22 protein-coding genes are annotated in these 25,221 nt (G+C 66.0%); 8 read left to right on the forward strand and 14 right to left on the reverse strand.

Annotation, left to right across the window (positions count from 1 at the left end; genetic code table 11):
- Positions 1–137: 137 nt before the first annotated feature.
- The 5 genes from ACQR0W_RS11065 to ACQR0W_RS11085 form a co-directional block, all read right to left on the reverse strand.
- On the reverse strand, positions 138–1,295 hold the full coding sequence (locus ACQR0W_RS11065; protein WP_315774320.1) for an IS481 family transposase: 1,158 nt from the start codon (positions 1,293–1,295) through the stop codon (positions 138–140).
- A 254-nt stretch (positions 1,296–1,549) separates the two neighbouring features.
- Positions 1,550–2,077: a hypothetical protein gene (locus tag ACQR0W_RS11070; protein ID WP_315712435.1), complete on the reverse strand. Its 528-nt coding sequence runs from the start codon at positions 2,075–2,077 to the stop codon at positions 1,550–1,552.
- A gap of 727 nt (positions 2,078–2,804) precedes the next feature.
- Positions 2,805–3,989: an alanine racemase gene (gene alr, locus ACQR0W_RS11075; protein ID WP_316170407.1), complete on the reverse strand. Its 1,185-nt coding sequence runs from the start codon at positions 3,987–3,989 to the stop codon at positions 2,805–2,807.
- A 45-nt stretch (positions 3,990–4,034) separates the two neighbouring features.
- The gene (locus tag ACQR0W_RS11080) at positions 4,035–5,543 is read right to left on the reverse strand and encodes a replicative DNA helicase (RefSeq protein WP_315712432.1); all 1,509 of its coding nucleotides are present in this window, start codon (positions 5,541–5,543) and stop codon (positions 4,035–4,037) included.
- A gap of 641 nt (positions 5,544–6,184) precedes the next feature.
- Positions 6,185–7,435 carry a cyclopropane-fatty-acyl-phospholipid synthase family protein gene (locus ACQR0W_RS11085; protein ID WP_316170408.1) on the reverse strand — a complete coding sequence of 417 codons (1,251 nt, stop codon included), beginning with the start codon at positions 7,433–7,435 and terminating at the stop codon, positions 6,185–6,187.
- Between the two features lie 422 nt (positions 7,436–7,857).
- On the opposite strand from ACQR0W_RS11085, the gene ACQR0W_RS11090 reads away from it, so the two are divergent.
- Positions 7,858–8,634 (forward strand): hypothetical protein, encoded by a 777-nt coding sequence (locus ACQR0W_RS11090; protein ID WP_316170409.1) that lies wholly within the window; start codon positions 7,858–7,860, stop codon positions 8,632–8,634.
- Between the two features lie 60 nt (positions 8,635–8,694).
- Here the strand turns inward: ACQR0W_RS11090 and rplI are convergent, their stop codons facing one another.
- The 4 genes from rplI to rpsF form a co-directional block, all read right to left on the reverse strand.
- Positions 8,695–9,288, reverse strand: a complete 594-nt coding sequence (rplI, locus tag ACQR0W_RS11095; RefSeq protein WP_315826786.1) for a 50S ribosomal protein L9 — start codon at positions 9,286–9,288, stop codon at positions 8,695–8,697.
- Positions 9,289–9,337: 49 nt separating this feature from the next.
- Positions 9,338–10,288, reverse strand: a complete 951-nt coding sequence (locus tag ACQR0W_RS11100; RefSeq protein ID WP_315749948.1) for a hypothetical protein — start codon at positions 10,286–10,288, stop codon at positions 9,338–9,340.
- A 132-nt stretch (positions 10,289–10,420) separates the two neighbouring features.
- Positions 10,421–10,660 (reverse strand): 30S ribosomal protein S18, encoded by a 240-nt coding sequence (gene rpsR / locus ACQR0W_RS11105; RefSeq protein ID WP_008963441.1) that lies wholly within the window; start codon positions 10,658–10,660, stop codon positions 10,421–10,423.
- A gap of 5 nt (positions 10,661–10,665) precedes the next feature.
- Positions 10,666–11,127, reverse strand: coding sequence for a 30S ribosomal protein S6 (gene rpsF, locus ACQR0W_RS11110; protein ID WP_315712423.1), 462 nt, complete (start codon positions 11,125–11,127; stop codon positions 10,666–10,668).
- Positions 11,128–11,498: 371 nt separating this feature from the next.
- Between rpsF and fabD the strand changes: the two genes are divergently transcribed.
- The 7 genes from fabD (at position 11,499) to gmk (ending at position 18,636) form a co-directional block, all read left to right on the forward strand.
- Positions 11,499–12,458 (forward strand): ACP S-malonyltransferase, encoded by a 960-nt coding sequence (fabD, locus tag ACQR0W_RS11115; RefSeq protein ID WP_315712421.1) that lies wholly within the window; start codon positions 11,499–11,501, stop codon positions 12,456–12,458.
- A 34-nt stretch (positions 12,459–12,492) separates the two neighbouring features.
- Positions 12,493–13,230 (forward strand): 3-oxoacyl-[acyl-carrier-protein] reductase, encoded by a 738-nt coding sequence (fabG, locus tag ACQR0W_RS11120; RefSeq protein ID WP_316170410.1) that lies wholly within the window; start codon positions 12,493–12,495, stop codon positions 13,228–13,230.
- Positions 13,231–13,667: 437 nt separating this feature from the next.
- Positions 13,668–13,907: an acyl carrier protein gene (locus ACQR0W_RS11125; protein ID WP_006610957.1), complete on the forward strand. Its 240-nt coding sequence runs from the start codon at positions 13,668–13,670 to the stop codon at positions 13,905–13,907.
- Between the two features lie 221 nt (positions 13,908–14,128).
- Entirely contained in the window at positions 14,129–15,394 is a 1,266-nt protein-coding gene (fabF, locus tag ACQR0W_RS11130) for a beta-ketoacyl-ACP synthase II (protein ID WP_315712404.1), read from the forward strand.
- A gap of 277 nt (positions 15,395–15,671) precedes the next feature.
- A complete protein-coding gene (gene mltG, locus ACQR0W_RS11135; RefSeq protein ID WP_315767262.1) occupies positions 15,672–16,961 on the forward strand; it encodes an endolytic transglycosylase MltG in 1,290 nt (429 codons plus the stop codon).
- Between the two features lie 124 nt (positions 16,962–17,085).
- Positions 17,086–17,973 (forward strand): YicC/YloC family endoribonuclease, encoded by an 888-nt coding sequence (locus tag ACQR0W_RS11140; RefSeq protein ID WP_315712651.1) that lies wholly within the window; start codon positions 17,086–17,088, stop codon positions 17,971–17,973.
- 3 nt (positions 17,974–17,976) lie between these two features.
- Positions 17,977–18,636 (forward strand): guanylate kinase, encoded by a 660-nt coding sequence (gmk, locus tag ACQR0W_RS11145; RefSeq protein WP_316170412.1) that lies wholly within the window; start codon positions 17,977–17,979, stop codon positions 18,634–18,636.
- Positions 18,637–18,648: 12 nt separating this feature from the next.
- Here the strand turns inward: gmk and ACQR0W_RS11150 are convergent, their stop codons facing one another.
- From ACQR0W_RS11150 to ACQR0W_RS11170, 5 genes are all read right to left on the reverse strand, one after another.
- Positions 18,649–20,916, reverse strand: coding sequence for a hypothetical protein (locus tag ACQR0W_RS11150; protein ID WP_316170413.1), 2,268 nt, complete (start codon positions 20,914–20,916; stop codon positions 18,649–18,651).
- 381 nt (positions 20,917–21,297) lie between these two features.
- Positions 21,298–22,356: an alcohol dehydrogenase gene (locus ACQR0W_RS11155; protein ID WP_315712400.1), complete on the reverse strand. Its 1,059-nt coding sequence runs from the start codon at positions 22,354–22,356 to the stop codon at positions 21,298–21,300.
- A gap of 27 nt (positions 22,357–22,383) precedes the next feature.
- Entirely contained in the window at positions 22,384–23,244 is an 861-nt protein-coding gene (gene rsmA, locus ACQR0W_RS11160) for a 16S rRNA (adenine(1518)-N(6)/adenine(1519)-N(6))-dimethyltransferase RsmA (RefSeq protein ID WP_315712399.1), read from the reverse strand.
- Entirely contained in the window at positions 23,241–24,242 is a 1,002-nt protein-coding gene (pdxA, locus tag ACQR0W_RS11165; RefSeq protein WP_434840678.1) for a 4-hydroxythreonine-4-phosphate dehydrogenase PdxA, read from the reverse strand. The genes rsmA and pdxA overlap by 4 nt, the downstream gene beginning before the upstream one ends.
- The gene (locus tag ACQR0W_RS11170; RefSeq protein ID WP_315712396.1) at positions 24,242–25,180 is read right to left on the reverse strand and encodes a SurA N-terminal domain-containing protein; all 939 of its coding nucleotides are present in this window, start codon (positions 25,178–25,180) and stop codon (positions 24,242–24,244) included. The genes pdxA and ACQR0W_RS11170 overlap by 1 nt, the downstream gene beginning before the upstream one ends.
- Positions 25,181–25,221 lie beyond the last annotated feature (41 nt).

Raw genomic sequence — 25,221 nt, forward strand, 5'->3', positions numbered from 1 at the left:
GGTTTTCCGATACGGCACGTGAGACCCCCGGATATCGCTGCGCTCATCCGGGCTACAGCAGCGGGCGCTGTCGCAGCCGTGTGCCGATATCCATCAGCCCGTCATTGCGAGCGCAGTGTTCAGCCCGGAGACATAGCTTACACCTGTTCGGGGACATAGTTGACAGTTTTGGGGTCGCGCAGATCAATCGCTGCGATCTGATGTGCGGCAAAGAAAATTCCGAACTTTCCGTCGGCACTGAGTGGCCGGATAGCCAGCCGCTCACCTCGGAAGGCTTGCGGGACTTTCCAGAGCCGCCCCTCGAAACTGACGTAGGCCTTCGTGCTCGACACGGAACGGATGCTCTCACCCTCGTCGTATTCGACGATCGGAAGCCGGTCGGGCATCGCACGTTGGCTCGGTTGATAGCGGCTTGCCGGCACGTCGAAGTTCAAGGCCTCGTGCGGCCGGTCGAGATTGTAGACAGAGCGCCATCCGTCGAGTGCCCGCTGGACATCGGGAAGATCACGGTAGCGCCTGAAGGCAAACACCTCGGCCTTCAGACTACGGTGGAAGCGTTCGTTCTTGCCGCGGCTCTGAGGATGGTAGGGCCGGCTGTGGATCGTTCGAACGCCGAGCTTCAGAAGCCAGACCGTCAACGCGGTCCAGGGGTCTTCGAGGGTAAATCCCCAGGGGCCACCATTGTCGACGAACATCGCATCCGGCAGTCCATAACGGCGGAACGTCGTCTCCAAATGTCCTTTGACCGTAGAGCCGCGCTCGTTGTCACAAGCCGCCAGGCACAACGAGAAGCGGGAGTGATCGTCCAACGCTGTCAGCGGATGACAGGACACACCGTTCTCCAGCGCACTGTGCCCCTTGAAGTCCATCTGCCACAGCTGATTGGGCGCATCCTTCTCGAACCGCGTGTAGGGCTGTCCGGGCGCGCCTGCAGGCTCGACCACTCGATCGTAGCGGCGCAGGATGGTGTGCACGGTAGATATCGCCGGGACAGCTTGACCATCACGCTCAAGACACCGTGCGAGCTTGCGCGCGCCCCAGGCCGGGTGAGCATCGCGCAATGCGACAATCTGCTGCTCGGTCGCAGCCGCGGTGCGCTCCGGACTTCGATGAGGCCGCCGCGACCGATCCGCCAGCGCCGTGTCCCCAGCGTCATGCCGCTGGATCCATTTGTAGCCCGTCTGAGGGCTGATGCCGAACCGCCGACACAGCTCCCGCCGGTTCGCCCCTTCCTGCTTGGCAAGCATCACAAACTCTCGTCGCTGGTCCATGACAGACACCTCTCGCCACGGCATCGCTCGCCCCTCTGCTTGACGAATCGAGCCGATTTTGAAGTGTCAACCATCTCCCCGAACACCCGTCAGCTATGTCCCCGGGCTGAACAGCAGCGAAGCAATCCAGGGTGGCATGTGGGATTCTGGATTGCGTCGCTTCGCCGCTGCGCTCGTAATGACGATGTGGCGCGCGCTCGGGCGCCTGAGGCGGAGGCGCTTCCTCTCACCAAAGTATGGCCCCTAGCTACATGTGCTCATTGTGCAGATTCTCGTTGTCATCCAGCCGACTTTTTAATGATTAAGATCATAGCCTCGCCCCTGGTCCGCCGAGCGGAGACCATGCGTGGAGGTTGGGTGTGAATGACGATGTGCCTTGGTACGTAAGTCTGATCATAGCCTGGTTGCCACTGATCATGTTCGTCTTGGCCGTTGCATGGAGCACCCGTCGGATTCAGACGTCTCTGACGGCCGGCGATGGTCGCTCGCTGGCGCAGATCGTCGGTGATCTGGCGGATGAGATGAAGCGGGCGAATGACAGAAGATTGTAGCCGGTCGCGCGACTCATCTGAACGAGCCGGGCGGTCTCGTAGATATTTGCAGGGAAGAAGCTGGGTATGACTAATGATGTTCCATGGTATGTAAGCCTGATTGTCTCCTGGCTTCCCTTCATCATATTCGTTGCCGCAATTCTCTGGAGTTCGCGGCAGCTGCGGAAGTCGCTCACTGCGAGTGATGGCCGCTCCCTGGCGCAGGTTGTCGACGATCTGGCGCGAGAGATGAAGCGCGCCAACGACATCCGTCATGACCAGGCACCCTAGCCAGCGTAGCTTGGCCCTAACGGGCGCGCCGAAACGCGGAATTCATCAACGATCTCAACGCGACTCACCCTGTCCAGTCCTTCCGCGAAAAATATTGTACTTCCGTTTATCAGAAAAACATGCTTCACTCCCTCCGTCCCGCCTCGGCACGAGGGGCGTATCGCGATCGTCATGACACGCGGGGTGGGATGTGGTGGGCGCTTGGGGTCGCAGCATGGCTTGAGGCCGTGCGGACGAACGGCACGAGGCGCACGTCGAAGACGTATGGTCCTGGCATCTCGACGCTGATGCTACGCTGGCGGTGATGATCCGCCGGTCACGGGGGCAAGACAGCCGATCCCCGGGGAGAGTACGCATAAGGCGTAAAGCCATCGCGCGGGGAATGCCGGTTGACCGGCTGAACCTGTGGTGACTGCCGCCTGCTTTTTTTCTGCAGGCGGGCCATGGGTGAGGCCTTCACCCGGCATTCCCTGCGCCCTCGTCTTTCGAAGAGGGTGAAAAAGAGATGCAAGCCTCGGGCGTTGTATGCCGCGAGACCGATGGCTCATGTCAGTTCACCATCATTGCGAGCGCAGCGACTTGTCCGCCGTAGCTCGAAGAGCGAAGGCGGAAGCAATGCAGGGTGGTGTGCGGGACTCTGGATTGCTGCGCTCGCAATGACGATGTGGAAGCAGCTGTATGCACGTCAGACAGAGAGCGTTGCTGCGCGCGATCAGCTTTCCGCGGCCGCCGCACCGCCCTTGTAGATGCGATGATAGCGCCGGCCGAGATTGGTCAGGACTTCGTAGCCGATGGTGCCGAAATGATGCGCGAGCTCGTCGACGGTGATGCCTTCGCCGAGCAGGGTTGCGAAGTGGCCGCGGCGGGCGGCCTTCGGCGGCAGGTCGGTGACGTCGACGGCGATCAGGTCCATCGAGATGCGCCCTGCGATCGGGCAGCGCTGGCCGGCGATGATGACGTCGGCGCCGCGGGTGCCGTCGTTGGAAGAGGCGGCGCGGAAGTAGCCGTCGGCATAGCCGGCGGAGAGGATCGCGATTTTCGTCGGCCGGCGCGCGCTCCAGGTGCCGCCATAGCCGACCGTGTCGCCGCGCGCGAGGTCGCGCAACTGCACGATGCGCGCCTTGATCTCGGCGACCGGCTGCATCGGATTGTCGGCCTCCGGCGTCGGATTGACGCCGTAGAGCGCCGCGCCGGGACGCACCATGTCGAACTGGAAGGCGGCACCGAGGAAGATGCCGGAGGAGGCGGCAAGCGCGGCGGGCACGCCGGTGAACACGCTGGCGACCTCGCGGAACGTCGCGAGCTGGCGCGCGTTCGACGGGCTGTTGATCTGCTCGGCGGAGGCCAGATGGCTCATCACCAGCGTGATGCCATGGTCGCCGCCCTGGATGCGCGGGATCATGCCCTGCGCATCGATCGGGCTGAGGCCGAGCCGGTTCATGCCGGTGTCGACATGGATGGCCGCGCCGCCCTTCCAGCCGGTGCGGCGGCAGAACATGTCCCATTCGGCGAGCTCGTTGAGGTCGCCGATGACAGGACGGCAGTTGATCGCCGCGTAGTCTTCGCCGGTGTTCTGGAAGAAGCCGTCGAGCACGTAGAGCGCGGCGCTGTCCGGCAGGGCGGCGCGGGCGACTTTTGCCTCCGCGAGCGTCGCGACGAAGAAGGTCTTGCAGCCGGCCGCGGCGAGCGTGCGCGCCACCTGGGGAATGCCGCAGCCATAGGCGTCGGCCTTGATCACCCCGGCGCATTCGGCCGGCACTGCGGTCTTTTCCAGTTTGCGCCAATTGGCGGCGAGCGCATCGAGATCGATGGTCAGCACGCCGGTGGCGCTGGCCGGGACAGCGTCGTCGACCGCCGAGACAGGTTGCTCGGCGGGTTTCTGTTCGGGAACACTCATGTGGCGCTTTTACGCGCCGCGGCGTCACGGTTCAACCGCGTCAGGTCAATAGTCGTGGTGCTGCGGCGGCAGGCCGTCATGGGCGAGGTCGCCGAAGCGGGTGACCGAGGCGTCGAAGTGCAGCTCGACCGTGCCGGTCGGGCCGTGGCGCTGCTTGCCGATGATCACCTCGGCCTTGCCGAGCGCCAGATCCATTTCCATCTGCCACTTCTGGTGCTCCTCGGTGCCGGGACGCGGCTCCTTGGCGGCCAAATAGTACTCACCGCGATACACGAACAGCACCACGTCGGCGTCCTGCTCGATCGAGCCGGATTCACGCAGGTCCGACAGTTGCGGCCGCTTGTCCTCGCGATTCTCGACCTGGCGCGACAGCTGCGACAGTGCGATGATGGGAACGCTGAGCTCCTTCGCCAGCGCCTTCAGGCTGGTGGTGATCTCGGTGATTTCCTGGACGCGGTTGTCGTTGCCGCGCTTGCCCGAGCCCGACAGCAACTGGATGTAGTCGATCACCAGCAGGTCGAGGCCCTTCTGCCGCTTCAGGCGGCGGGCGCGCGCCATCACCTGCGCGATCGAGATGCCGCCGGTCTCGTCGACATAGAACGGCAGCGACTGCAGCTCGATCGAGCATTCGCGCAGCTTCTCGAAATCGGCCTCGGTGATGCCGCCACGGCGGATGTGGCTGGAGGGAATGCCGGAGCGCTCGGCGATGATACGGGTGGCGAGCTGCTCGCCGCTCATTTCGCAGGAGAAGAACCCGACCACGCCGCCCTGGGCGGCGCGATAGGTGCCGTCCGGCTGCAATTCGGGAACATAGGCCTGGGCGACGTTGTAAGCGATGTTGGTCGCGAGCGAGGTCTTGCCCATGCCGGGACGGCCGGCGAGGATGATCAGGTCCGAGTGCTGCAGGCCGCCCATCTTGGCGTCGAGATCGCGCAGGCCCGTGGAGATGCCGGACAGCTTGCCGTCGCGCTGAAAGGCCTTGGCGGCCATGTCGAGCGCGGTCGTCAGCGCCTGGGAGAATTTCTGGAACCCGCCGTCGTAGCGTCCGGACTCCGCGAGCTCGTACAGCCGGCGCTCGGCGTCCTCGATCTGGTTGCGCGGCGCGAAGTCCACCGGCGCGTCATAGGCGACGTTGACCATGTCCTCGCCGATGCCGATCAGGTCGCGGCGCAACGACAGGTCGTAGATGGTGCGGCCATAGTCCTGGGCGTTGATGATCGTGGTCGCTTCGGCCGCGAGCCGTGCCAGATACTGCCCGACGGTCATGCCGCCGATGTCGACGTCGGCCGGCAGGAACGTCTTCAAGGTCACGGGCGTCGCGACCTTGCCCATCCGGATCAGGCTGGACGCGGTCTCGAACACGGTCTGGTGCAGCGGCTCGAAGAAATGCTTCGGCTCGAGGAAGTCCGACACGCGATAGAACGCGTCGTTGTTGACGAGGATCGCGCCGAGCAGACCCTGTTCCGCCTCGATGTTGTGAGGAGCGCTGCGATAGGCCGGCGTTGCTGCGTCAGCCGACGCCAGCTTGTGAACGTTCGAATCGGTAAGTGCCATGACCGCGTGTTTAGCAGCTTTGAAGGGGATGGGATAAAGCGCCAGTCGCGCGCGAAGCGGAAGCGAAAGCTGAGCGCAATTCACCGTCTGGTAAATCTGGTGGATGAATCCGGACTCGCCAGATGCCGCGCTTGACGGAACCGACAGGACTCAACGCCGCGCGAGCGCGAGCGACACGCCGGTGCAATCAACCGGCGCGATCGTTCGACACGTCGGCGAGGCGGGAACGAGAGCCGGTACGGCAGGGCGTGCCAGGGCCGCGCGTGGATCCGCGCCCGGCGTCAGACCAGCAGCAGATACAGGAGGGCGATCAGGGATGCTCCCACGCCCGCGGCGATCAGCGCGTAGTCGGTGCTGAAGTCGGTCTGGGGTTCCAACATGGCTCTGGCGGGGCTCGGGGACATGCCAGGACACTACGGCCGGGCTTCCCCGGGGTCTGTGAGCCAGTTCACAGACCGCACGATTTGTTTGAGAATTTGAGTCGGATGGGCATGATCTCGCGTTTGGGATGCAAGGCGTCCATCGAGCATCTCAGAATTGAAGTCGAGACCGGCGCGGCGCAGCCGAGGGAATGCGGCCGTCCGTCTCTGCAGGACCATTGCACTGGCGCCGCCCTCCGCTGTCGTCGCGGGCCGCGCGCGCTACTCACCCGCCATCTGCAGCGCCGGGCGGCTGCCGCGCTCGCGCGCCCGCAGCCGCGTCTCCTCACGGTGGACGTAGTCGCGCGTCATCGGCACGACGCCCTGGCGCTTCGTCAGCTGGATCTGGACATTCATCAGGTTCTGCTTGCGGAACCCCATTTCCGCGGCCGCCAGGTAGAACTCCCACATCCGCGCGAAGCGCTCGTCATAGAGCTGCACGGCCTCGTCGCGCCGGGCCATGAAGCGTTCGCGCCACGCCTTCAGGGTCTCCGCGTAGTGCAGGCGCAGGATCTCGATGTCGCAGACGAGGAGCCCGGCGCGCTCGATCGCCGGCAGAACCTCCGAGAGGGCTGGGACGTAGCCGCCGGGGAAGATGTATTTGGCGATCCAGGGATTGGTCGCATCAGGGCCAACGGAGCGTGCGATCGAATGCAGCAGCATGACGCCGTCGTCCGCGAGCAGCTCGGCGCTGCGGCGAAAGAAGGAGTCGTAGAAGGCGACCCCGACATGCTCGAACATGCCGACCGAGACGATGCGGTCGAAGGTGCCGGGCACGTCGCGATAATCCTGCAGCAGGAAGCGGGCGGAGGCGGAGAGGTGCCGTTCGGCCGCGCGGGCCTCGGCAACCTGCAACTGCTCGGCCGACAAGGTCACGCCGGTGACGTCGGCATCACACATCTCGGCCAGGTAAAGTCCAAGCCCGCCCCAGCCGCAGCCGATGTCGAGGATGCGGTGGCGGCGGCCGATCAGCAGCTTGGCTGCGAGATGACGTTTCTTGGCGAGCTGGGCGTCGTCCAGCGTCGCGTCCGGCGTCTCGAAATAGGCGCAGGAATATTGCCGGTCGGCATCGAGGAACAGCGAATACAGCCGCCCATCGAGATCGTAATGATGGGCGACGTTGCGGCGCGCGCGCGCCCGGATATTGAGCTGGCGCAGGTGCCGGATCAGATAGCGCAGCCACCATTGCGGCCTGGCCCAGTCGGGCACCACGGCCGGCTGGCTCATCACGATCGACAGCAGATCCGCGATCGATCCTCGTTCGACCACGAACGAGCCGTCCGTATAGACCTCGCCGAGCGCGAGCTCGGGATTGGCCAGAATCCGGCGCTCGGCTTCACGAGTCAGAAATCGTGCCGCCACGGGGACGCCGGTTCCATCCCCGCAGCTGAACGACGTGCCGCTGGCGGTCGTAAAGCTGATCGACCCACGGCGAATGAAGCTACTCAACAGACTTCGCAGCAAACGGTCCATCCACACCACCCAACGAGCTATTCCCGTGAGTTGCTGACTTTCCCGGCCGTCGCACTCGACGCGTTGAGAACCGATTGGTTCCCTATCATCACGTTGTTATGTTACCCGGCGGGCACAAGCCGACGCCACTGCCATGAACACAACGCCGATATTCCGAGCCGTCATTGATCGATGGACATCTCGGCGCAGGAACATCTGTGCGCTTTCATTCGCTCCGCAATCCGTTAAAAAGGCCGCGGCCGCCGGTCTTTTGGCCGGTGTCCGGCATCTGACCGCCGGACGAGGTCTGAAGGGATCGCCGTCGAAGGCGTGGAGCGACCGCAATGTCCGCTGTCACGTTCGGCTGATAGCGAGAGGAAACACGGCAGCGGATGTCGCGCGGGGCGGCGCCGTGTGGGCGAAACCATAGCTGGAGAATGAGAATGGTGGGCCGAGCGCTCAATTTGGCGACGGTGGTGGCGGTGTTCTGCATGGGCTTCGCGGGGGCCGCCGTTGCGCAGGAAAATCTCGATGCGGGCAAGAGTCCTGCGCAGATCTACAACGGGACCTGCGTGGTCTGCCACAAGTCGCCGCGCGGCCTGGCCAAGAACACCTCGGCCAGCTCGCTGCCCGGGTTTCTGCGCCAGCATTACACGACGAGCCCCGAGATGGCCGGCGTGCTCGCCAACTACCTGATTGCGAACGGCGCTGCGGATGCGCGATCAACGGGCCACTCCGGCAAGGAGACGCGGTCCGAGCGCCGCGCCCGGTCAGCCGCCACCGAGCCGCCCGAGGCGAAACCGGCCGCCGCGGATGCTGCTGCGAGCCCAGGCGAGCCGCGCCGCCGTTCGGGTCATCACTCCAAGCGCTCCGCGCCGGCCGAGGCGAGGCCCGACGCGGCAGCAGATCCAGCCGCTGCGCCGGCCGACGGCGAGGGCAGCGCGCCCGCGAAGAAGGGCCGGCTCGGCAAGCGCAAGAAGCCGGCCCAGGAGGGCTCGGCTGCGGAAGAGACGCGCGGCGAGCCGACCGGTGCGACCCGCCCGTCGGCGTCGCGCGAGGACAGCGCTGCCGGCTCCGAGCCGCCGCGGGTCGAGCCGGCAAGATCGAGCGAGGCCGCGCCGGCGCTGCGCGCCGATCCGGTCCCGCCGGTGACGCCGGCGCCGGCCACGACCCAGTCGGTGCCGTCGGATCCCTCGGTTCCGTCCTCGCCCTCGCGCTGAGACGACAATGAAAAAGCCCGGCTCGGGGAGCCGGGCTTTTCCGCAAATGGGCTGGCGCGCTTACTGCTGCGCAGGCTCGCCGGCAGCGCCCTCGTCCTGGGCCTCCGGATCGAAGAACTCGCCGGCGGCGGCGATCGCTTCGGCGGCGGCATCGCGGTCCTCCTGGCGGGTCGAGATGTCCTCGCCGCGCTTGATGCGCTCGGCCTCGTCGGCGCTGCGGGCGACCGTCACGGTCACCGAGGTCTCGACCTCCGGGTGGATCGCGATGGTGATCGTCTGCTTGCCGATCGTCTTGATCGGGGCGTCGAGCCAGACCTGCGGCCGGCTCACGGTGATGCCGTCGGCGGCGAGGGCGGCGACGATGTCGCGCACCGAGACCGAGCCGAACAGCTGGCCGGATTCGGAGGCCTGGCGGATGATGACGATGTCGCGGCCGTCGATCTTCTCGGCGACCTTGGCCGCCTCGCCCTTGGCCTTGATGTTGTTGGCTTCGAGCTCGGCCTTCATGCCCTCATACTTGGCCTTGTTCTCGGCGGTGGCCCGCAGCGCCTTCTTGCGCTTCAGCAGGAAGTTGCGGGCGAACCCGTCCTTGACCTTCACGATCTCGCCCATCTGGCCGAGCTTGGCGACACGTTCCAGCAGAATGACTTCCATCGATGTTCTCCTTGTGATGTTCGGAAGCGGTTGGTGTGAGGTTGAGCTTTTACGGCACCGGCAAAGGCGGCGGCTGCCGCGGGCCGTAACGGTGACGGAGGTCGAAGGCGGCGTCGGCGAGGCCGAGGACGATCATCGCCAGCATGGGGATCGGCCAGATGAACGTCAGCATCAGCGCGTAGGCGAGGCCGAGCCAAAGCGGCCGGGTGCGCAGCGGCAAGGTCAGCGTATGCAGGACCGCGAAGCCGGTGAGCGCATAGGCGGTCAGCAGCGCTGCGGCGGCGATTCGCGCCAGCATGCCGATCAGCCCGCCCGGGAAGCAGAACGCGATGATCGCAAACAGCGCCGGCAGCGTCATCAGCGGCAGCTTGGTGTCGCGCAGGCGCGGCCATGGGCGCATCAGCCGGCCGCTGATCGCCGTGATCTTTGCGGCCGCCAGGACGTTGAGCGACAGGATCGTGGTCATGATCACCGCGGCCATCGGCGGCGCCATGAACACCAGGATCTCGACCAGCCGGGGAATGTCGACCGCGTCGGTCGACGTGACGGTATTGCTGAGCACGCGCGACAGCAGCCGCCTGAGACCCTGATTGGTGGCCGTCATGTCGGTGCCGAAGGAGAACGCGGCAATCAGCGCTGCGATCACCGCGATCCACAGCAGGATGTTGCCGGGCGGATACCATTCGATGCCATCCTGGCCGGACGGGCTGGTCGTCGGACGGCCGAGCAGGACGAGGTGGCCGAGCCACCAAGCCGGCAGCGTCACGGAGACGGCAAAGGCGAGAGCGCGATCGAAGCCGAAGATGGCCAGCACGCAAGCGGTTGCTACGAGACCGCCGATGACGGCGCAAAGCCGGCCCCAGGCGATTGCAGCGACGAGCAGCGGCACGGGCGCGAGCAGCGCAAGCACGAGCGCCGTCATCACGCCCGATCCGGTCGAGGCGAACATGACCGCGGAGGCCGCGCCTGCCGCGAGCGCGATGAGAAGCGTTCCGATCATCAGCTGTCCCGCTCCCTTCGAGCGGTTAGAGGCGCCTTCGCCCCAACCATCGGCGACCGGACGAACCGGAAGCCTTATGAGAATTCAACGGAAGGAGCCGGCGGCGCGGGGCCGCCGGTCCGAGGTCCGCAATCAGCGGATGACGTAAGGCAGCAGGCCGAGGAAGCGGGCGCGCTTGATGGCGCGCGCGAGTTCGCGCTGCTTCTTGGCGGACACGGCCGTGATGCGGCTCGGCACGATCTTGCCGCGCTCGGAGACGTAGCGCATCAGCAGCTTGGAGTCCTTGTAGTCGATCTTCGGCGCGTTCGGCCCGGAGAACGGGCAGGTCTTGCGGCGGCGGAAGAACGGGCGACGTGCGGGGGCTTCAGCCATTGATCTTACTCCTCGTCCGCAGTTTCTTCGTCACGGGGCCGGCGCGGGCCGCGATCGCCACGGTCACCGCGATCGCCACGGAAGCCGCCGCCATCGCGCTCACCACGGAAGCCACCGCCGCGGTCGTCGCGCTCACGGTCGCGATCGGCCTTGCGCATCATCGCCGACGGGCCTTCCTCGAGCTCGTCGACGCGGACGCTGAGGTAGCGGATCACGTCTTCGCTGATCCGCTCCTGGCGCTCGATCTCGGCGATCGCCGCGGACGGCGCGTCGATGTTGAGCAGCACGAAGTGGGCCTTGCGGTTCTTGTTCATGCGGTAGGTGAGGGAGCGAACGCCCCAATTCTCGGACTTCGTGACCTTACCGCCGAGACCTTCGACGATACCGGTCATCTGAGCCGTCAGTTCTTCCACCTGCTGGGTGCTCGCGTCCTGACGCGCGAGGAATACATGCTCGTAAAGCGGCATGGCTGTCCTTTCCAAGTTGGCGCAAATCCCGGCGTCAAGCCCTTCGAGACCTTGTGGAAAGGACTCGCAGACGTCAGCTCAGAAGGCGGGAACACGGGACGACGGGCCGACTGGCCCTGCCACATCAAAGTCGCCTGGACAGCTTGGAGAGGTCAAATCCCCAAGGTTGAGCAAGGTGATTTGCTGGGACCGTCCGTTCAGCTCCCGGCTCGGGATCCACGGATGGCGCGCCTTATACCGATTTTCGGGGCCAAGGCAAGGGAAAGTGGTCGAATTGCGCCCGTCACGTGCTTGACATCACAGGGCCGGCCAGTGTCTTTCCGGCCAAAGTTACTCAATTCCAGGGATTTTGGAACGTTCAGGGGGCGGCCATGACGGCAGCATTCACTTTTCCGGGGCAGGGGTCCCAGGCCGTCGGCATGGGCAAGGCGCTCGCCGACTCCTTCCCGGTGGCTCGTTCGGTGTTCGAGGAGGTCGATGCCGCCCTCGGTGAGAAGCTGACGACCATCATTTGGGAAGGTCCGGCCGAGACCCTGCAGCTGACCGAAAATGCCCAACCCGCTCTGATGGCGGTCTCGATGGCAACCTTGCGGGTGCTGGAAACCGAGGCCGGATTCTCGGTTGGACGCGACGCCGCCTTTGTCGCAGGTCACTCATTGGGCGAATACTCGGCGCTGGCCGCCGCCGGCAGCCTGACGATTGCGGATACTGCCCGCCTGCTGCGCACCCGTGGGCTTGCCATGCAGAAGGCCGTTCCGGTGGGCGTCGGCGCCATGGCCGCGCTGCTCGGGATGGATTATGAGGCGGCTGTTGCGGTCGCCGAAGAGGCGGCCCAGGGCGAGGTCTGCCAGGCCGCCAACGACAATGGCGGCGGCCAGGTGGTGGTGTCCGGCAACAAGGCCGCCGTCGATCGCGCCGTCGAGATCGCCCGCGCCAAGGGCGCGAAGCGCGCCATGCTGCTGCCGGTCTCCGCGCCGTTCCACTGCAAGCTGATGCAGCCGGCGGCGGACGTCATGGCGGAGGCGCTGTCCAAGGTCACGATCAAGGCTCCGGCCTCGCCCCTGGTCTCGAACGTACTCGCGGCGCCGATCAGCGATCCCAACGAGATTCGCCGTCGCCTGGTCGAGCAGGTCACGGGTACGGTGCGCTGGCGCGAATCGATCGCATATATGGCGGGCCAGGGCGTGACACGGTTCTTCGAGATCGGCGCCGGCAAGGTGCTCAGCGGCCTGGTCAAGCGGATCGCGGATGGTGCGGTCGGCGTCGCCGTCGGCGGCCCGTCGGATATCGTGGCCGCGAAGGATGCGCTGGCCGCGGCGAAAACGTCGTAAGTGGCCGCTTGGAAGCGGCATTGAGGAGAGTTGGATGTTCGATCTGAGTGGCAGGACCGCGCTGGTGACTGGCGCGACCGGCGGCATCGGCAACGCGATCGCGAAGGCCTTGCATGCCCAGGGGGCGACCGTTGCCGTTTCCGGCACCCGGCGCGAGGTGCTTGAGACCCTCGCCGGCGAGCTGGGCAGCCGTGTGCATGTGCTGCCTTGCAACCTGTCCGACGCGGCCGAGGTCGAGGCGCTGGTGCCGGCCGCCGAGCAGGCGATGGGGCAGGTCGACATTCTCATCGCCAACGCCGGCATCACCCGCGACAACCTGTTCGTGCAGCTCCGCGACGAGGATTGGGACGAGGTGATCAAGGTCAACCTGACCGCGACATTCCGTCTCTCGCGTGCCGCCACCAAGCTGATGATGCGCAAGCGCTTCGGCCGCATCATCGCGATCACCTCGATCGTCGGCGTCACCGGCAATCCGGGGCAGGGCAATTACACGGCGTCCAAGGCCGGCATCATCGGCATGATCAAGACGCTCGGCGCCGAATATGCCAAACGCGGCGTGACCGCCAACTGCATCGCACCCGGCTTCATCAAGACACCGATGACCGACGCTCTGAACGAGAAGCAGCGCGAGTCGATCCTCGCCAAGGTGCCGGCGGCGCGGTTGGGCACGCCGGAGGACATTGCTGCAGCTGCGGTGTACCTCGCCTCCAACGAGGCGGCGTATGTCACGGGGCAGACCATCCACGTCAATGGCGGCATGGCCATGATCTAGGCTCTGCCGTGGCTCGGAATGCGGCGAAAAGACGTCGCGACCACTATACCGGGCCGTGTGGTCAATGATTCGCGTGTATGGTAACCGGGCGGCTGATGGGGGCACGAAGAACGCCATTGCAGGATTTCCAAACCCTGTATATTGGCGGGGCGAGCTGCCATCGTTCGCCGGGCCTCCGTCGGCTGGTGCTGCTGATCCGGGTTCCTGTTTGAGCGCTCTGGATCGGAGGCGTACCGGCCGCATGGAGAGTGTGGATTGGAGTTTGTGAGTGGCCCCGTTTCCGAAGTTTTCGGACCGCAAGTCGTCCGCCAAATTTCGGTAAAGGGGCGCTGCGGGGCAAATCTGGTTTTGCGCGATCGCGAAGGAAGTTTAGCGGCCGGGGTGATGCGGATCATCCGGGGGTCGGGTCTTAAAGGAACAAGCACGAGGTTTGAACGATGAGTGAGATTGGCGAGCGGGTTAAGAAGATCGTGGTCGAACACCTTGGTGTCGAGCCCGAGAAAGTGGTCGACAACGCGAGCTTCATTGACGACCTCGGTGCTGACAGCCTCGATACGGTCGAGCTCGTCATGGCCTTCGAGGAAGAGTTCGGGTGCGAGATTCCGGACGACGCCGCGGAGACGATCCTGACCGTCGGCGACGCCACCAAGTTCCTCGAGAAGAACGCCAAGAGCTGACGCTCCGGCGAGAGTTGCGCGAAACCGGCCGATCCGTCTTGTGCGGTCGACCGGTTTCTTGCTGTTGGCGGCGTCGTGATGAGCCGTCATCTGGCGGCTGGCGATGGACGATTCGGACGCGCTGCCCGGCCAGAACGTGTTACTCGAACAATTGACCCGAGGTGCGGCGACGGCCGTCAGCCGATGCACAAGCGCTCAAGGTCGGGTCTGGAGAAACGAACATGAGGCGGGTTGTCGTCACTGGCCTTGGCATGGTTTCGCCGCTTGGCTGTGGTGTGGAAACGACCTGGCAGCGCATCCTTCAGGGCAAGAGCGGTGCGCGCTTGATCGAGTCGTTCGAGGTCTCCGATCTTCCCGCCAAGGTGGCCTGTCAGGTGCCGCGCGGCGATGGCTCCGACGGCACCTTCAATGCCGACCAGTGGATGGAGCCGAAGGACCAGCGCAAGGTCGACGATTTCATCATTTTCGCGATGGCTGCGGCGCGTCAGGCGCTCGATGACGCCAACTGGCATCCTGCGACGGAAGAGGACCGCTGTGCCACCGGCACGCTGATCGGGTCCGGCATCGGGGGCCTCTCGGGCATTGCCGACACTGCGATCCTCCTGAAGGAGCGCGGTCCGCGCAAAGTGTCGCCCTTCTTCATTCCCGGACGTCTGATCAATCTCGCCTCGGGCTATGTCTCGATCGAGCACGGGCTCAAGGGTCCCAATCATTCGGTCGTCACTGCGTGCTCGACCGGCGCGCATGCGATCGGCGACGCCAGCCGCCTGATCGCGCTCGGCGATGCCGATGTCATGGTCGCCGGCGGCACCGAATCGCCGATTTGCCGAATTGGCATGGCCGGGTTCTGCGCGGCGCGCGCGCTGTCGACCGGATTCAACGAGACGCCCGAGCGCGCGTCGCGCCCTTACGATAAGGACCGCGACGGCTTCGTGATGGGCGAGGGCGCCGGCGTGGTCGTGCTCGAGGAGTATGAGCACGCCAAGGCACGTGGCGCGCGGATCTACGCCGAGGTCTCCGGCTACGGACTCTCCGGAGATGCCTATCACATCACCTCGCCATCTCCGGACGGCGACGGCGGTTTTCGCAGCATGAGTGCGGCGCTGAAGCGCGCCGGTATCACGGCCGCCGACCTCGACTACATCAACGCGCACGGCACCTCGACTCAAGTCGGCGACGAGATCGAACTCGGCGCGGTCGAGCGCCTGCTTGGCAATGCCGCTTCGAAGATCTCGATGTCGTCGACCAAATCGTCGATCGGACATCTGCTCGGCGCGGCCGGCGCCGTCGAAGCCATCTTCAGCATTCTCGCGATTCGGGATAACATCGCCCCGCCGACGATCAATCTGGAGAACCCGTCGGTGGAAACCGCGATCGATCTCGTGCCGCATGCACCTCGCAAACGCGAGATCAACGTGGCACTGTCGAACTCGTTTGGTTTCGGCGGCACCAACGCGTCGGTGGTTTTACGGCGCGTGGTGACCTAGTGCGGAAGGACGGATGCCGCGCGGGCCGATTGTCGCTTGGTCACGCGGATATCCGACTGCAGCCACACTAGAACCCAAGACTTCGCGTGTCTTTCGCAGGTCGGCCTTCGGCGCCGATGCGGTAAGTGGATGCGCATGGCGGTGAGGCCCGGCGAAAACACCTTTTCGCCGTATTCGATGACGAGATGACGAATCGTTAAATGGGCGTGGACTTCAGGTCGCTTGCGTTGGGGAGCGCACGGCCACGACGAGAGCGACAGGACTGAAGGTTGCATCGATGAGTGAACGGCCGCCCATCTCGCCCCGCAGCCCGCGCGCAGCGCTGGAGCCGGAACGCGTGCCGCCGCCGCCGCGCCGCTCCGACCGCGCCCGCAATCCGTTCGTGGTTGTCGGCAACGCGATCATCACCTTGCTCATCCTGGCCATGCTCGGCGTGGGCGCGGCCTACTATTATGGACGGCAGATCCTGGAAGCGGCAGGACCGCTGCAGGAGGACAAGGTCGTCAACATCCCGCAGCGCGCGGGCAAACGCGATATTGCCGACGTGCTCGCGCGTGAAGGTGTGATCGACGTCAATCCGTGGATCTTCATCGGTGGAGTCTATGCCCTGAAGGCCAGTTCCGACCTCAAGCCGGGCGAGTATGCGTTCCAGAAGAATGCATCGTTGCGCGACGTGATCGGCGTCATCGTCGAAGGCAAGGTCGTGCAGCATTCGGTGACCGTGCCCGAGGGCCTGACGTCAGAGCAGATCGTGGCCCGCCTGTCCGAGAACGAGATCTTCACCGGCAGCGTCCGCGAGATTCCGCGCGAAGGCACGTTGTTGCCGGAGACCTACAAGTTTCCGCGCGGCACCAGCCGCGATCAGGTCGTGCAACGCATGCAGCAGGCGCAGAAGCGCGTGTTGGCCGAGATCTGGGAACGGCGTAGTCCGGATCTGCCGGTCAGGACGCCGGAGCAGCTGGTGACGCTGGCTTCGATCGTCGAGAAGGAGACCGGCAAGCCCGACGAGCGCAGCCGGGTGGCCGCAGTATTCGTCAACCGGCTGAAGCAGAGGATCAAGCTGCAGTCCGATCCGACCATCATCTATGGTCTGGTCGGCGGCAAGGGCACGCTGGGCCGTCCGATCAAGCGCAGCGAGATCACCCAGCCGTCGCCCTACAACACCTATGTGATCGAGGGCCTGCCGCCGGGACCGATCTCCAACCCCGGCCGCGCCTCGCTGGAGGCGACAGCCAATCCGGCGCGCACGCGCGATCTCTATTTCGTCGCCGACGGCACCGGCGGCCATGCTTTCACCGAAACCTACGACCTGCACCAGAAGAACGTCGCCAAGCTCAGGGCGATGGAGCGGCAGACCCAGAACGACACCGTCGAGCCCGACGAGGCGCCGCCTGCCGTCGCGGGTGGCGCGGCCGATCCGGCGGCCGGAGCGACCCCACGGGCGCCCGCAGCGGCAAAGAAGCCGCCGGCCAACCGCGCCACCGGCGGAGTTGCACCGGGGGCCGCACCTGGCAACGGCGCCCGTCAGGGGGCGGCGCAGCCGAGCCCGCCGGTCGTTCAGCAATAATTTCCCACGCATGTCGGCCGCGCAGAACCGGGCTTAACATTTGCCCAAAAGGCCGTAAGGTTCGCGCACTTTCGGCGGGGGTTGAGTCTGTCCCCGTTCCCAATGTGCCGGAGACATGGACGAAATGGCGCTGTCGAGCATGACCGGCTTTGCCCGTAGCCACGGGGCAAGCGGTCCCTACTCGTTCGAGTGGGAGTTGAAGTCGGTCAACGCCAAGGGATTGGACGTCCGGGTGCGATTGCCGCAGGGCTGGGACGAGGTCGAGGCCTTCGCCAAGAAGCGCGCGACGGAAGTCCTGTCGCGCGGCACGGTCTATGCGAATCTCACCGTCAAGCGCACCGAGACCGGGTCGACGGTGCGAATCAACGAGGACGTGCTGGCTGCGGTGGTGAAGATGGCGAGCTCGCTCGCCGGCAGGATTGACGCGGTCGCACCGAGCATTGACGGGCTGCTGTCGATCAAGGGCGTGATCGAGGTGGCCGAGCCGGAGAGTGACGAGGCCGAGGACAAGGCCGCCAAAGAGGCGGCGATTGCAGGCTTCGACACCGCTCTGAAACATCTCGTCGAGATGCGCCGGCGCGAGGGCGACACGCTCGGTCAGATCCTCAATCAGCGCGTCGACGAAATCGAGGCGTTGGCGAAAAGGGCGGAGGCGTCGCCGGGCCGCAAGCCCGAGGCGATCAAGGCGCGGCTGGCCGAACAGGTGGCAGCCCTGCTCGAAACCTCCGACCGCTTCGATCCCGATCGCCTGGCGCAGGAGGCGCTGCTGATCGCGGCCAAGGCCGACGTGCGCGAGGAACTCGATCGCATCGCCTCGCACATCGCGCAGGCGCGCGAGATGCTCGGCAAGGGCGGGCCCGTCGGCCGCCGGCTCGACTTCCTCGCCCAGGAATTCCATCGCGAGGTCAACACCACCTGCTCGAAGTCGAACGACATCGAGCTGACGAACATCGGCCTGGAGATGAAGACCGTGGTCGAGCAGTTTCGCGAACAGGTTCAGAATCTGGAGTGATCCATGGCGGCTCACGACGGAAGCTTCGATGGGGTCGAGCGGCGCGGGCTGATGTTCGTGCTGTCATCGCCTTCGGGGGCAGGCAAGACGACGCTGTCGCGCCTGCTGATCGAGCGCATGTCGGGCCTGCGGATGTCGGTCTCGGCGACGACGCGTCCGATGCGGCCTGGTGAGGTCGACGGCCGCGACTATCACTTCGTCGACCGGGCGCGCTTCGAGGACATGGCCAAGCGCAACGAGCTGCTCGAATGGGCCACCGTGTTCGACAATCGCTATGGCACGCCGCGCGCGCCGGTCGAAGCGGCGTTGTCGGCGGGCCAGGACGTGCTGTTCGACATCGACTGGCAGGGCACGCAGCAACTGCGCGAGAAGGCGCGGCAGGACGTCGTCAGCGTGTTCATCCTGCCGCCGTCCGCCGCCGATCTGGAGAAGCGTCTCCACACGCGCGCGCAGGACTCCAACGAGGTCATCCGCGGGCGCATGAGCCGCGCCAGCCACGAGATGAGCCACTGGGCGGAGTACGACTACATCGTCATCAACCGCAACGTGGACGATGCGTTCGCCGAGGTGCAGTCGATCCTCAAGGCCGAGCGCCTGAAGCGCGAGCGCCGGACCGGATTGACGACCTTCGTGCGCGAACTGCAGCGCCAGCTCGAGAGCTGAAACGCCTTCCGTCTACGCCCGCCGGCCGAGGCGCGCCAGGATGTCCTGGATGCCGTCGAGCTCATCATCCTGCTGAATGTTGCGCGGCCGCGGCCGCAGCGCCGGAGGCCGCGGAATGAAGTCGAGCGGCGGGGTCGCCGGATCCTCGAACGGCGTCGGCACGAACAGGGGACGCTGCTGCGACGGGCGCTGTGGCTGCTGCTGCGCCTGCGGTCTGTCGATAGGTAGCGCGGCGGGGATCGACGACCGCGATTCCAGGAGACTCATCAGTCGGGCCGCGGGATCATCATGCATGTGCACGACGTCCTGCTGAGCCTCGACGGAGAACTCCTCATGCTGCGGCTCTGCCTCCAGCTCGTCTTCGGGCAATGAAAAGCGCGACTGCAGAAGGTTGATCAGCGCCGCCGCAGGATCGTCGAGCTCATCGTCTTCGGCGGCAGGGGCTTCCGACATCATCGCGGGTCCGCCCACGGCGATGTCATCGTCAGGCTGAGGGGCCGGTTGTCGTGCCGCATGCGCGCGAAGCGTCTCGATCAGTGCGGCCGCTGGATCGGCTGGCGCCGTTGACGGCGCGCGCGGGGAGGCAGGCTGATCGGGCGTCCCGGGAACGGGCTGAGCGACGGGCTGGCCGCCACGCGGATGGTTCGTCAGATGTTGCGACGCCTGCGTGGTCCGGGGTGCAGCGTCCGCCTGCGTTGGCGGAGCCGTCTCAGCGAGGGCCGCTGCAGCCGGATCATCGCTAGCCTCGCCGGGTTGCGTGGCGTGCCGCTTGGCCGCGCGCGACACCAGCAGCGCGGCAATCACCTTGGCGGCGTCGATCGGAGCGCCGGCAGAGGGGGACGTGACATCGCTGCTTCGGGCCTTGCGCAGCGCCGACACGATTTCGCTGACGTCGACAGGGGCAGGTGGGGCGGCGGTCGCGGCAGCTTGCGCCGGTGGCGGGGCGGCTGGCGGCATTGCTGCGGCTGCCTGGATGCGGGTGGGATTCGCTGGTTCAACCCGCTGCGCCGCCGGCCAGGGCTCGGCGGGCGCGGTCGGTGCCGCATAGGTCGGCGAGCGCGGCGAGGCGGCTGCAGCGGCGGCGCTCGCCTGGGCTGCTGCAATCTTGGCGGCAGCGGCCTGCGCGGCGGCCATCTGGGCAGCCGTCAGTTGTGCCTGCGCCGGAGCAGCAGGCGATGCGGCAGTTGCGGCAACCGGCGATGGCGGCGCGTTGGTCGCAGCGATCTGTGCCCCGGGAGGCTCGGCCCGGCGCACTGCTGCGCGATCCACCAACTCATCGACCGCCTGCCATACTGCGTCGGTGGATTGTGATCGTTGCATCTCCGCAGCCGCGTCCCGGTCGCGTCGGCGTGCGGCCACGGCCGGGTGATCCTGATGCTGGGGAGACGGCGCCGGTCGCTGCGCACGGGGGTCGATCTGGTCCGTTGAAGCGGACAGCCGCGCGCTGGCGAGGTCGAGCGCCGAAGCCGGCTGGGAGCCGCGGCCGCCGCCTGGATGGGATGGTGCCGCCGGCATGCTGCCGCGGCTCGCACGCATCCCGCCCTGCGGCGCCTTGGACCGTGGTTTGATGCGACTGCGGCGCATCCGTACTGCGTCCGCGTGCCAGCTGCCGTTGCGCCGTTGCCGCCGCCCCATCCGGCTGAGCCGATAGAGCGCGCTGGCCAGCAGTCCTGAAATCGCGAGTGCGCCGATGACCACGAGCATGAGCACGTGGATGGGCGCTTCGGGCTTGCTCGGCTTGGGTGCGATGATCGGCCCGTCGGCAGTCGGCGCCGCATTCGCGTCCGGCTCCGCATTGCCGTCGTCGGCCATTGCCGGTGGTGGCGCATCGGCCGCGATCGGGTCCGCCTGTTGCGGCGGGGCAGAGGGCCAGGGCGAGCTATCGAGGCTGCGCGGCAGGCTGGTGTCCGATGCCGTCAGCGTCGTCGGCGTGGCGAGATTCTGCGGCTTCGGCGTGCCCCGCACGGCGAGATCGGCACGCAGCCGCGGCTGCGGCGCTTCGGCGAGGGCGTCGCTGGTGCGAGCGACTGGGCCATCGGTGCGTCTCGGCGTCAGTTTGGGTGGAGCGGGCTGGGCGAAGTCCCAGGGAGTCGGCTGCTGCGCGGCCCGCATCGGTGCCGCGGCGTCACGGGTATTGCCGTTGGCGTCTTTCAGATACCAGCAACGCCGATTGGTGCCACGATCGAAACGATAGTACCAGCGTTGCGCGTCAGACTTCTCTCCCGTCGGCTCGGTCAGACATTCCTCCGCCGCCAACACGACGCGCGGCAGCACGAGCACGACGGTGCCGGCGATTCCGGCTGCAATGGCAAACGCAACTCCTGCCGTTCGGCTTGCCATTGAAGACTCCGGATACGCTTACGCAACGGCGCGTTCTCGGAGAGAAGTTGGGTGGCAATGAGCCGCAATTCCGGATTAATTCTGTCGCGATCCTTTCGTGCCCGAGTGCGGCTTTTTTCCCACAAAAGGATCCGCATCCCGCCTCGATTTTGGCCGCGCTAGCGCGCCAAATCGGTCACATCCGTGAAGATGGACCTGACTTTTCACCCTCAGGGATCCGAGGCGCGGCGCCGACAACCTCTACGTTTGTGGACAAATGATTGGCCACGGCGGCAGCGGTGCAGCACCGCCGCCGCGTGCGATGTCGCAACGGACGAGGGATCAGTTCGTCAGCACCACACGTCCGACCACATGGCCGGCGCGCAGTGCATCGATCCACTTCTGTACGTCAGCCATCGGCTCCTCGCGCATCGGCGGCGGCTTGATCTTGCCGGCGCGCGCGAGCGCCATCAACTCGTGCGCCTCAGTCAGCGTGCCGACCATGAAGCCCTCGATGGTCATGCGCTTGTACACCCATTGAACCATCGGCAGGGTGAACTGGCCGCCCATCAGTCCGGAGACGACGATCTTGCCGCCGCGTGCAACGACGGACACCGCAAAGGCCATCGACTTCTCGTTGCCGGCGAAGTCGACGACCTCGTCGAAGCCGCCCTCGGTCTCCTTGAGGATGCGCTTGATCACATCCGGCTCGGCCGGATCGTAGGCCGTCGCGGCGCCATTCTTCAGCGCGGTCTCGCGCGCGGCCGCCGAGAGGTCGGCCACCGAGATCGGTTGCTTGAACATCGCCTGCGCGAACGACAGGCCCATCATGCCGACGCCGCCGAGTCCGATCAGCAGCAGATTGCGCTGGCGCGGCCGATCCACGAGGCGCTTGAGCGCGCCATAGGCCGTTACGCCGGAGCACATCAGCGTCGCGGCCTGATTGACCGGCAGCGGATCGTATTCCAGCAGATACTTCGCATCCGGCACCAGCACGTGGGTGGCGAAGCCGCCGTCAATCGAGACGCCGAGGAAGCGCTGCTTGGCGCACAAATTCTCGTCGCCATTGGCGCAGTCGCGGCATTGGCCGCAGCCGATCCACGGAAACACTGCGCGGCGCGCGCCGATCAGTTCCTTCGGCACGTCGGGTCCGACCTCATCGACGACGCCGGCAATCTCGTGTCCGAGCGTGAAGGGGAGGGTCATGCCGCGCGTGGTGTCCAGGCGCTTGCCGCCGCCGAGATCGGCATAGCCGTCCTGGATATGCAGGTCGGAGTGGCACAGGCCGCAGCGCTCGATGCGAACCAGAACTTCCCGGCCTTGCGGCTTCGGCGTCTCGACGATGGTTTCGCACAGCGGTGCGTCGAACTTGACGAGCGACTGACGGCGCATCAACGCCATGATGAAACTCCCTGAAATGCTTGTTGATTAAGACTTGTTCGCGTCGCGACTATTGGTCAATTCGCGGGCCATGGCAACAAAGCCCGACACCGGAATGGTCTCGGCGCGGCGGGTGGGATCGACGCCTGCGGCGGCTGCGAGCCGCGCGGGATCCGCCGGCAGCGACTTCAGGCTCTGCCGCAGCATCTTGCGGCGCTGGCCGAAGGCGGCGGCGGCGACCTGCTCGAGCGCGCGGCGGTCGCAGGGTTCGGGCGACGGGCGCGGCACCAGCCGCACCACGGACGACGTGACCTTCGGCGGCGGCACGAAGGCGGACGGCGAGATGTCGAACAGGATCTTGGTCTCGCAGCGCCAGTTGGCGAGCACGCCAAGCCGGCCATAGGCGTCCTCGTTCTCGCGCGCGACGATGCGCTCGGCGACCTCGCGCTGAAACATCAGCACCATCATGTCGTACCAGGGCGGCCACGGCTCTGCGGAAAGCCAGCCGATCAGGAGGTGCGTCGCGATGTTGTAGGGCAGGTTGGCGACGATCTTCGCCTTGGTGCTGCCGAGGTAGGGCCGGACGTCGAAGGTGCGGGCGTCGGTGCAGACGATTTCGAGCCGCCCCGGATAGCGCGCGGCGATCGCCTGCAGCGCCGGGATCGCGCGCTCGTCGTGCTCGACCGCGATCACGTGGCGCGCGCCGAGCGCGAGCAGCGCCCGCGTCAGGCCTCCCGGACCGGGGCCGATCTCCACCACGGTGGCGTCCTCCAGCGGGCCGGCGGCGCGCGCGATCCGGGCGGTGAGATTGAGATCGAGCAGGAAGTTCTGGCCGAGTGCCTTGCGAGCCGACAGCTGATGATCGCGAATGACCTCGCGCAGCGGCGGGAGGTCGTCGATCGCGCTCATGACGACTGGCTGGCCATGCGCGCCGCGAGCTCGAGCGCCGCGATCAGGCTCGCCGGATTGGCGGTGCCCTTGCCGGCAATGTCGAACGCCGTGCCGTGGTCGGGCGAGGTGCGGATGAAGGGCAGGCCGAGCGTCACGTTGACGCCCTCGTCGAACGCCAGCGTCTTGATCGGGATCAGTGCCTGATCGTGGTACATGCAGATGGCGCAGTCATAGGTCTTGCGCGCGGCTTCATGAAACATCGTGTCTGCCGGCAGCGGTCCCTGCACGTCGAGGCCGGCATTGCGCAAGGTTGCGATCGCGGGCGCGATGATCGTGTCCTCTTCGGTGCCGAGCGTGCCGTCCTCGCCCGCATGCGGATTGAGGCCCGACATCGCAATGCGCGGCCGCGATACGCCGAAATAGCGGTGCAGGCTCGCCGCGACGATTCGCGTCGTCGACGTGATCAGCGGGCTCGTCAGCTGGTCGATCGCATCGCGCAACGCGACGTGGATCGTCACAGGCACCACGGCGAGAACAGGCGACCACAGCATCATGACCGGCTGTGGCGTGGCTCCGCCATCCGCGGCGAGCTCGGCGAGAAATTCGGTATGGCCGGGATGCAAGAAGCCGGCACGGTAGAGCACGGCCTTGGCGATCGGGTTGGTCACGACGGCGCTCGCGCGTCCGGCCCTCACGTCGGCCACGGCCTCCCGGATCGAGCCGATGGCCGCCTCGGCACTCGTCGTGTCCGGGCGGCCCGGCAGGGCCGTCACGGCGTGCCCGGTGGGGACCACGGGCAGCGCGGTCGCAAACGCCTGCGCCGCTTGTTCGGGACGAACCTCGTCCACGGTGACGGGGAGGTCGAGCAGCTTGGCGCGCTGAGCCAGGAAGGCAGGATCACCGCGCACGTAGAAGGCGGGGAGGCCGAGCTCGGCGCGGCGCAGCCACGCCTGCAGGGTGATGTCGGGGCCAATGCCTGCCGGTTCCCCCAGGGTCAGCGCGAGCGGCTTCGTCATCAGCGATATTCGATCATCGCCGCCTTGCGGACTTCCTGCAGATAGGCCTTGGAGGTGGCCTCGTATTTCTTGGTGTACATCTGCTCCTTGATCTCGCGCTTCTTCGGCGTGTCGATCGTGGTCGGAGTCCGCGAGCAGAGCGCCACCATCTGAATGCCCTGCCGCGTCGCTTCCGGCGGAGTCAGGTGGCCGATCGGTGTGTCATCGAGCAGCTTGCGCAGATTCGGCGGAATGTCGGCGGACGTCTTGACGACGATCTCCTTGATGACCGCGTTCGCCGTCGTCTTGAAGATGTTGTTGGCTTCGGCGCAGGTCTGCACCCGTGAGCGCAGCGCTTCCGCCTCCTTGTGACGTGCTTCCATCAAGCCCTGGTTCGAGGAGTTCGACACGATCAGCACGATCGGCTGCATCTTGTACTCGAACGCCTGGCCCTGCTGATCGCCGTCGCCGCCGGCGGCGGCGACGGCCGCGGCCACGTCCTTGTCGGAGACGAGCAGACGCTCCTTGTAGCGGCCGCGCACCAGGCTGCTCCAGACGATCTCCGCCTTGATGCGGGCCTTCAGCGTCTCCGGCCGCACGCCCTGGCTCTCCAGCGATTTGGTCAACTGTTCCGGGTTGAGCCGCATGCGAGAGCCCATGCCAGCAAACGATTGGTCGACGTCGGAGGCGGTCGGCTCGACGCCGAACTTCTTGCCTTCCTTGATCTTCACCTTGTCGTCGATCAGCTCGTCGATGATCTCCTGGCGGGACTGATGCTTGCGCGTGCTCAGGAAGTTCAGCTTGGTGCGCTGCTCGATGTCATAGTCGGTGATGGGATCGCCATTGACCATGACGACGATGCTCTGGGCGCGAGCCGACATCGTTCCGATGCCGCAGGCGAGTGCGGCAAGAGTGCAGATGGCCAGGGCCCGAAGGCGAGGAGAGAACGCGATCGTCATGACCAAGCTTCGCTGTCGCTATTGATCCAACTGGAAGCCGC

This window comes from Bradyrhizobium sp. HKCCYLRH1034 (genome assembly GCF_051168375.1).
Taxonomy (GTDB): Bacteria; Pseudomonadota; Alphaproteobacteria; order Rhizobiales; family Xanthobacteraceae; genus Bradyrhizobium.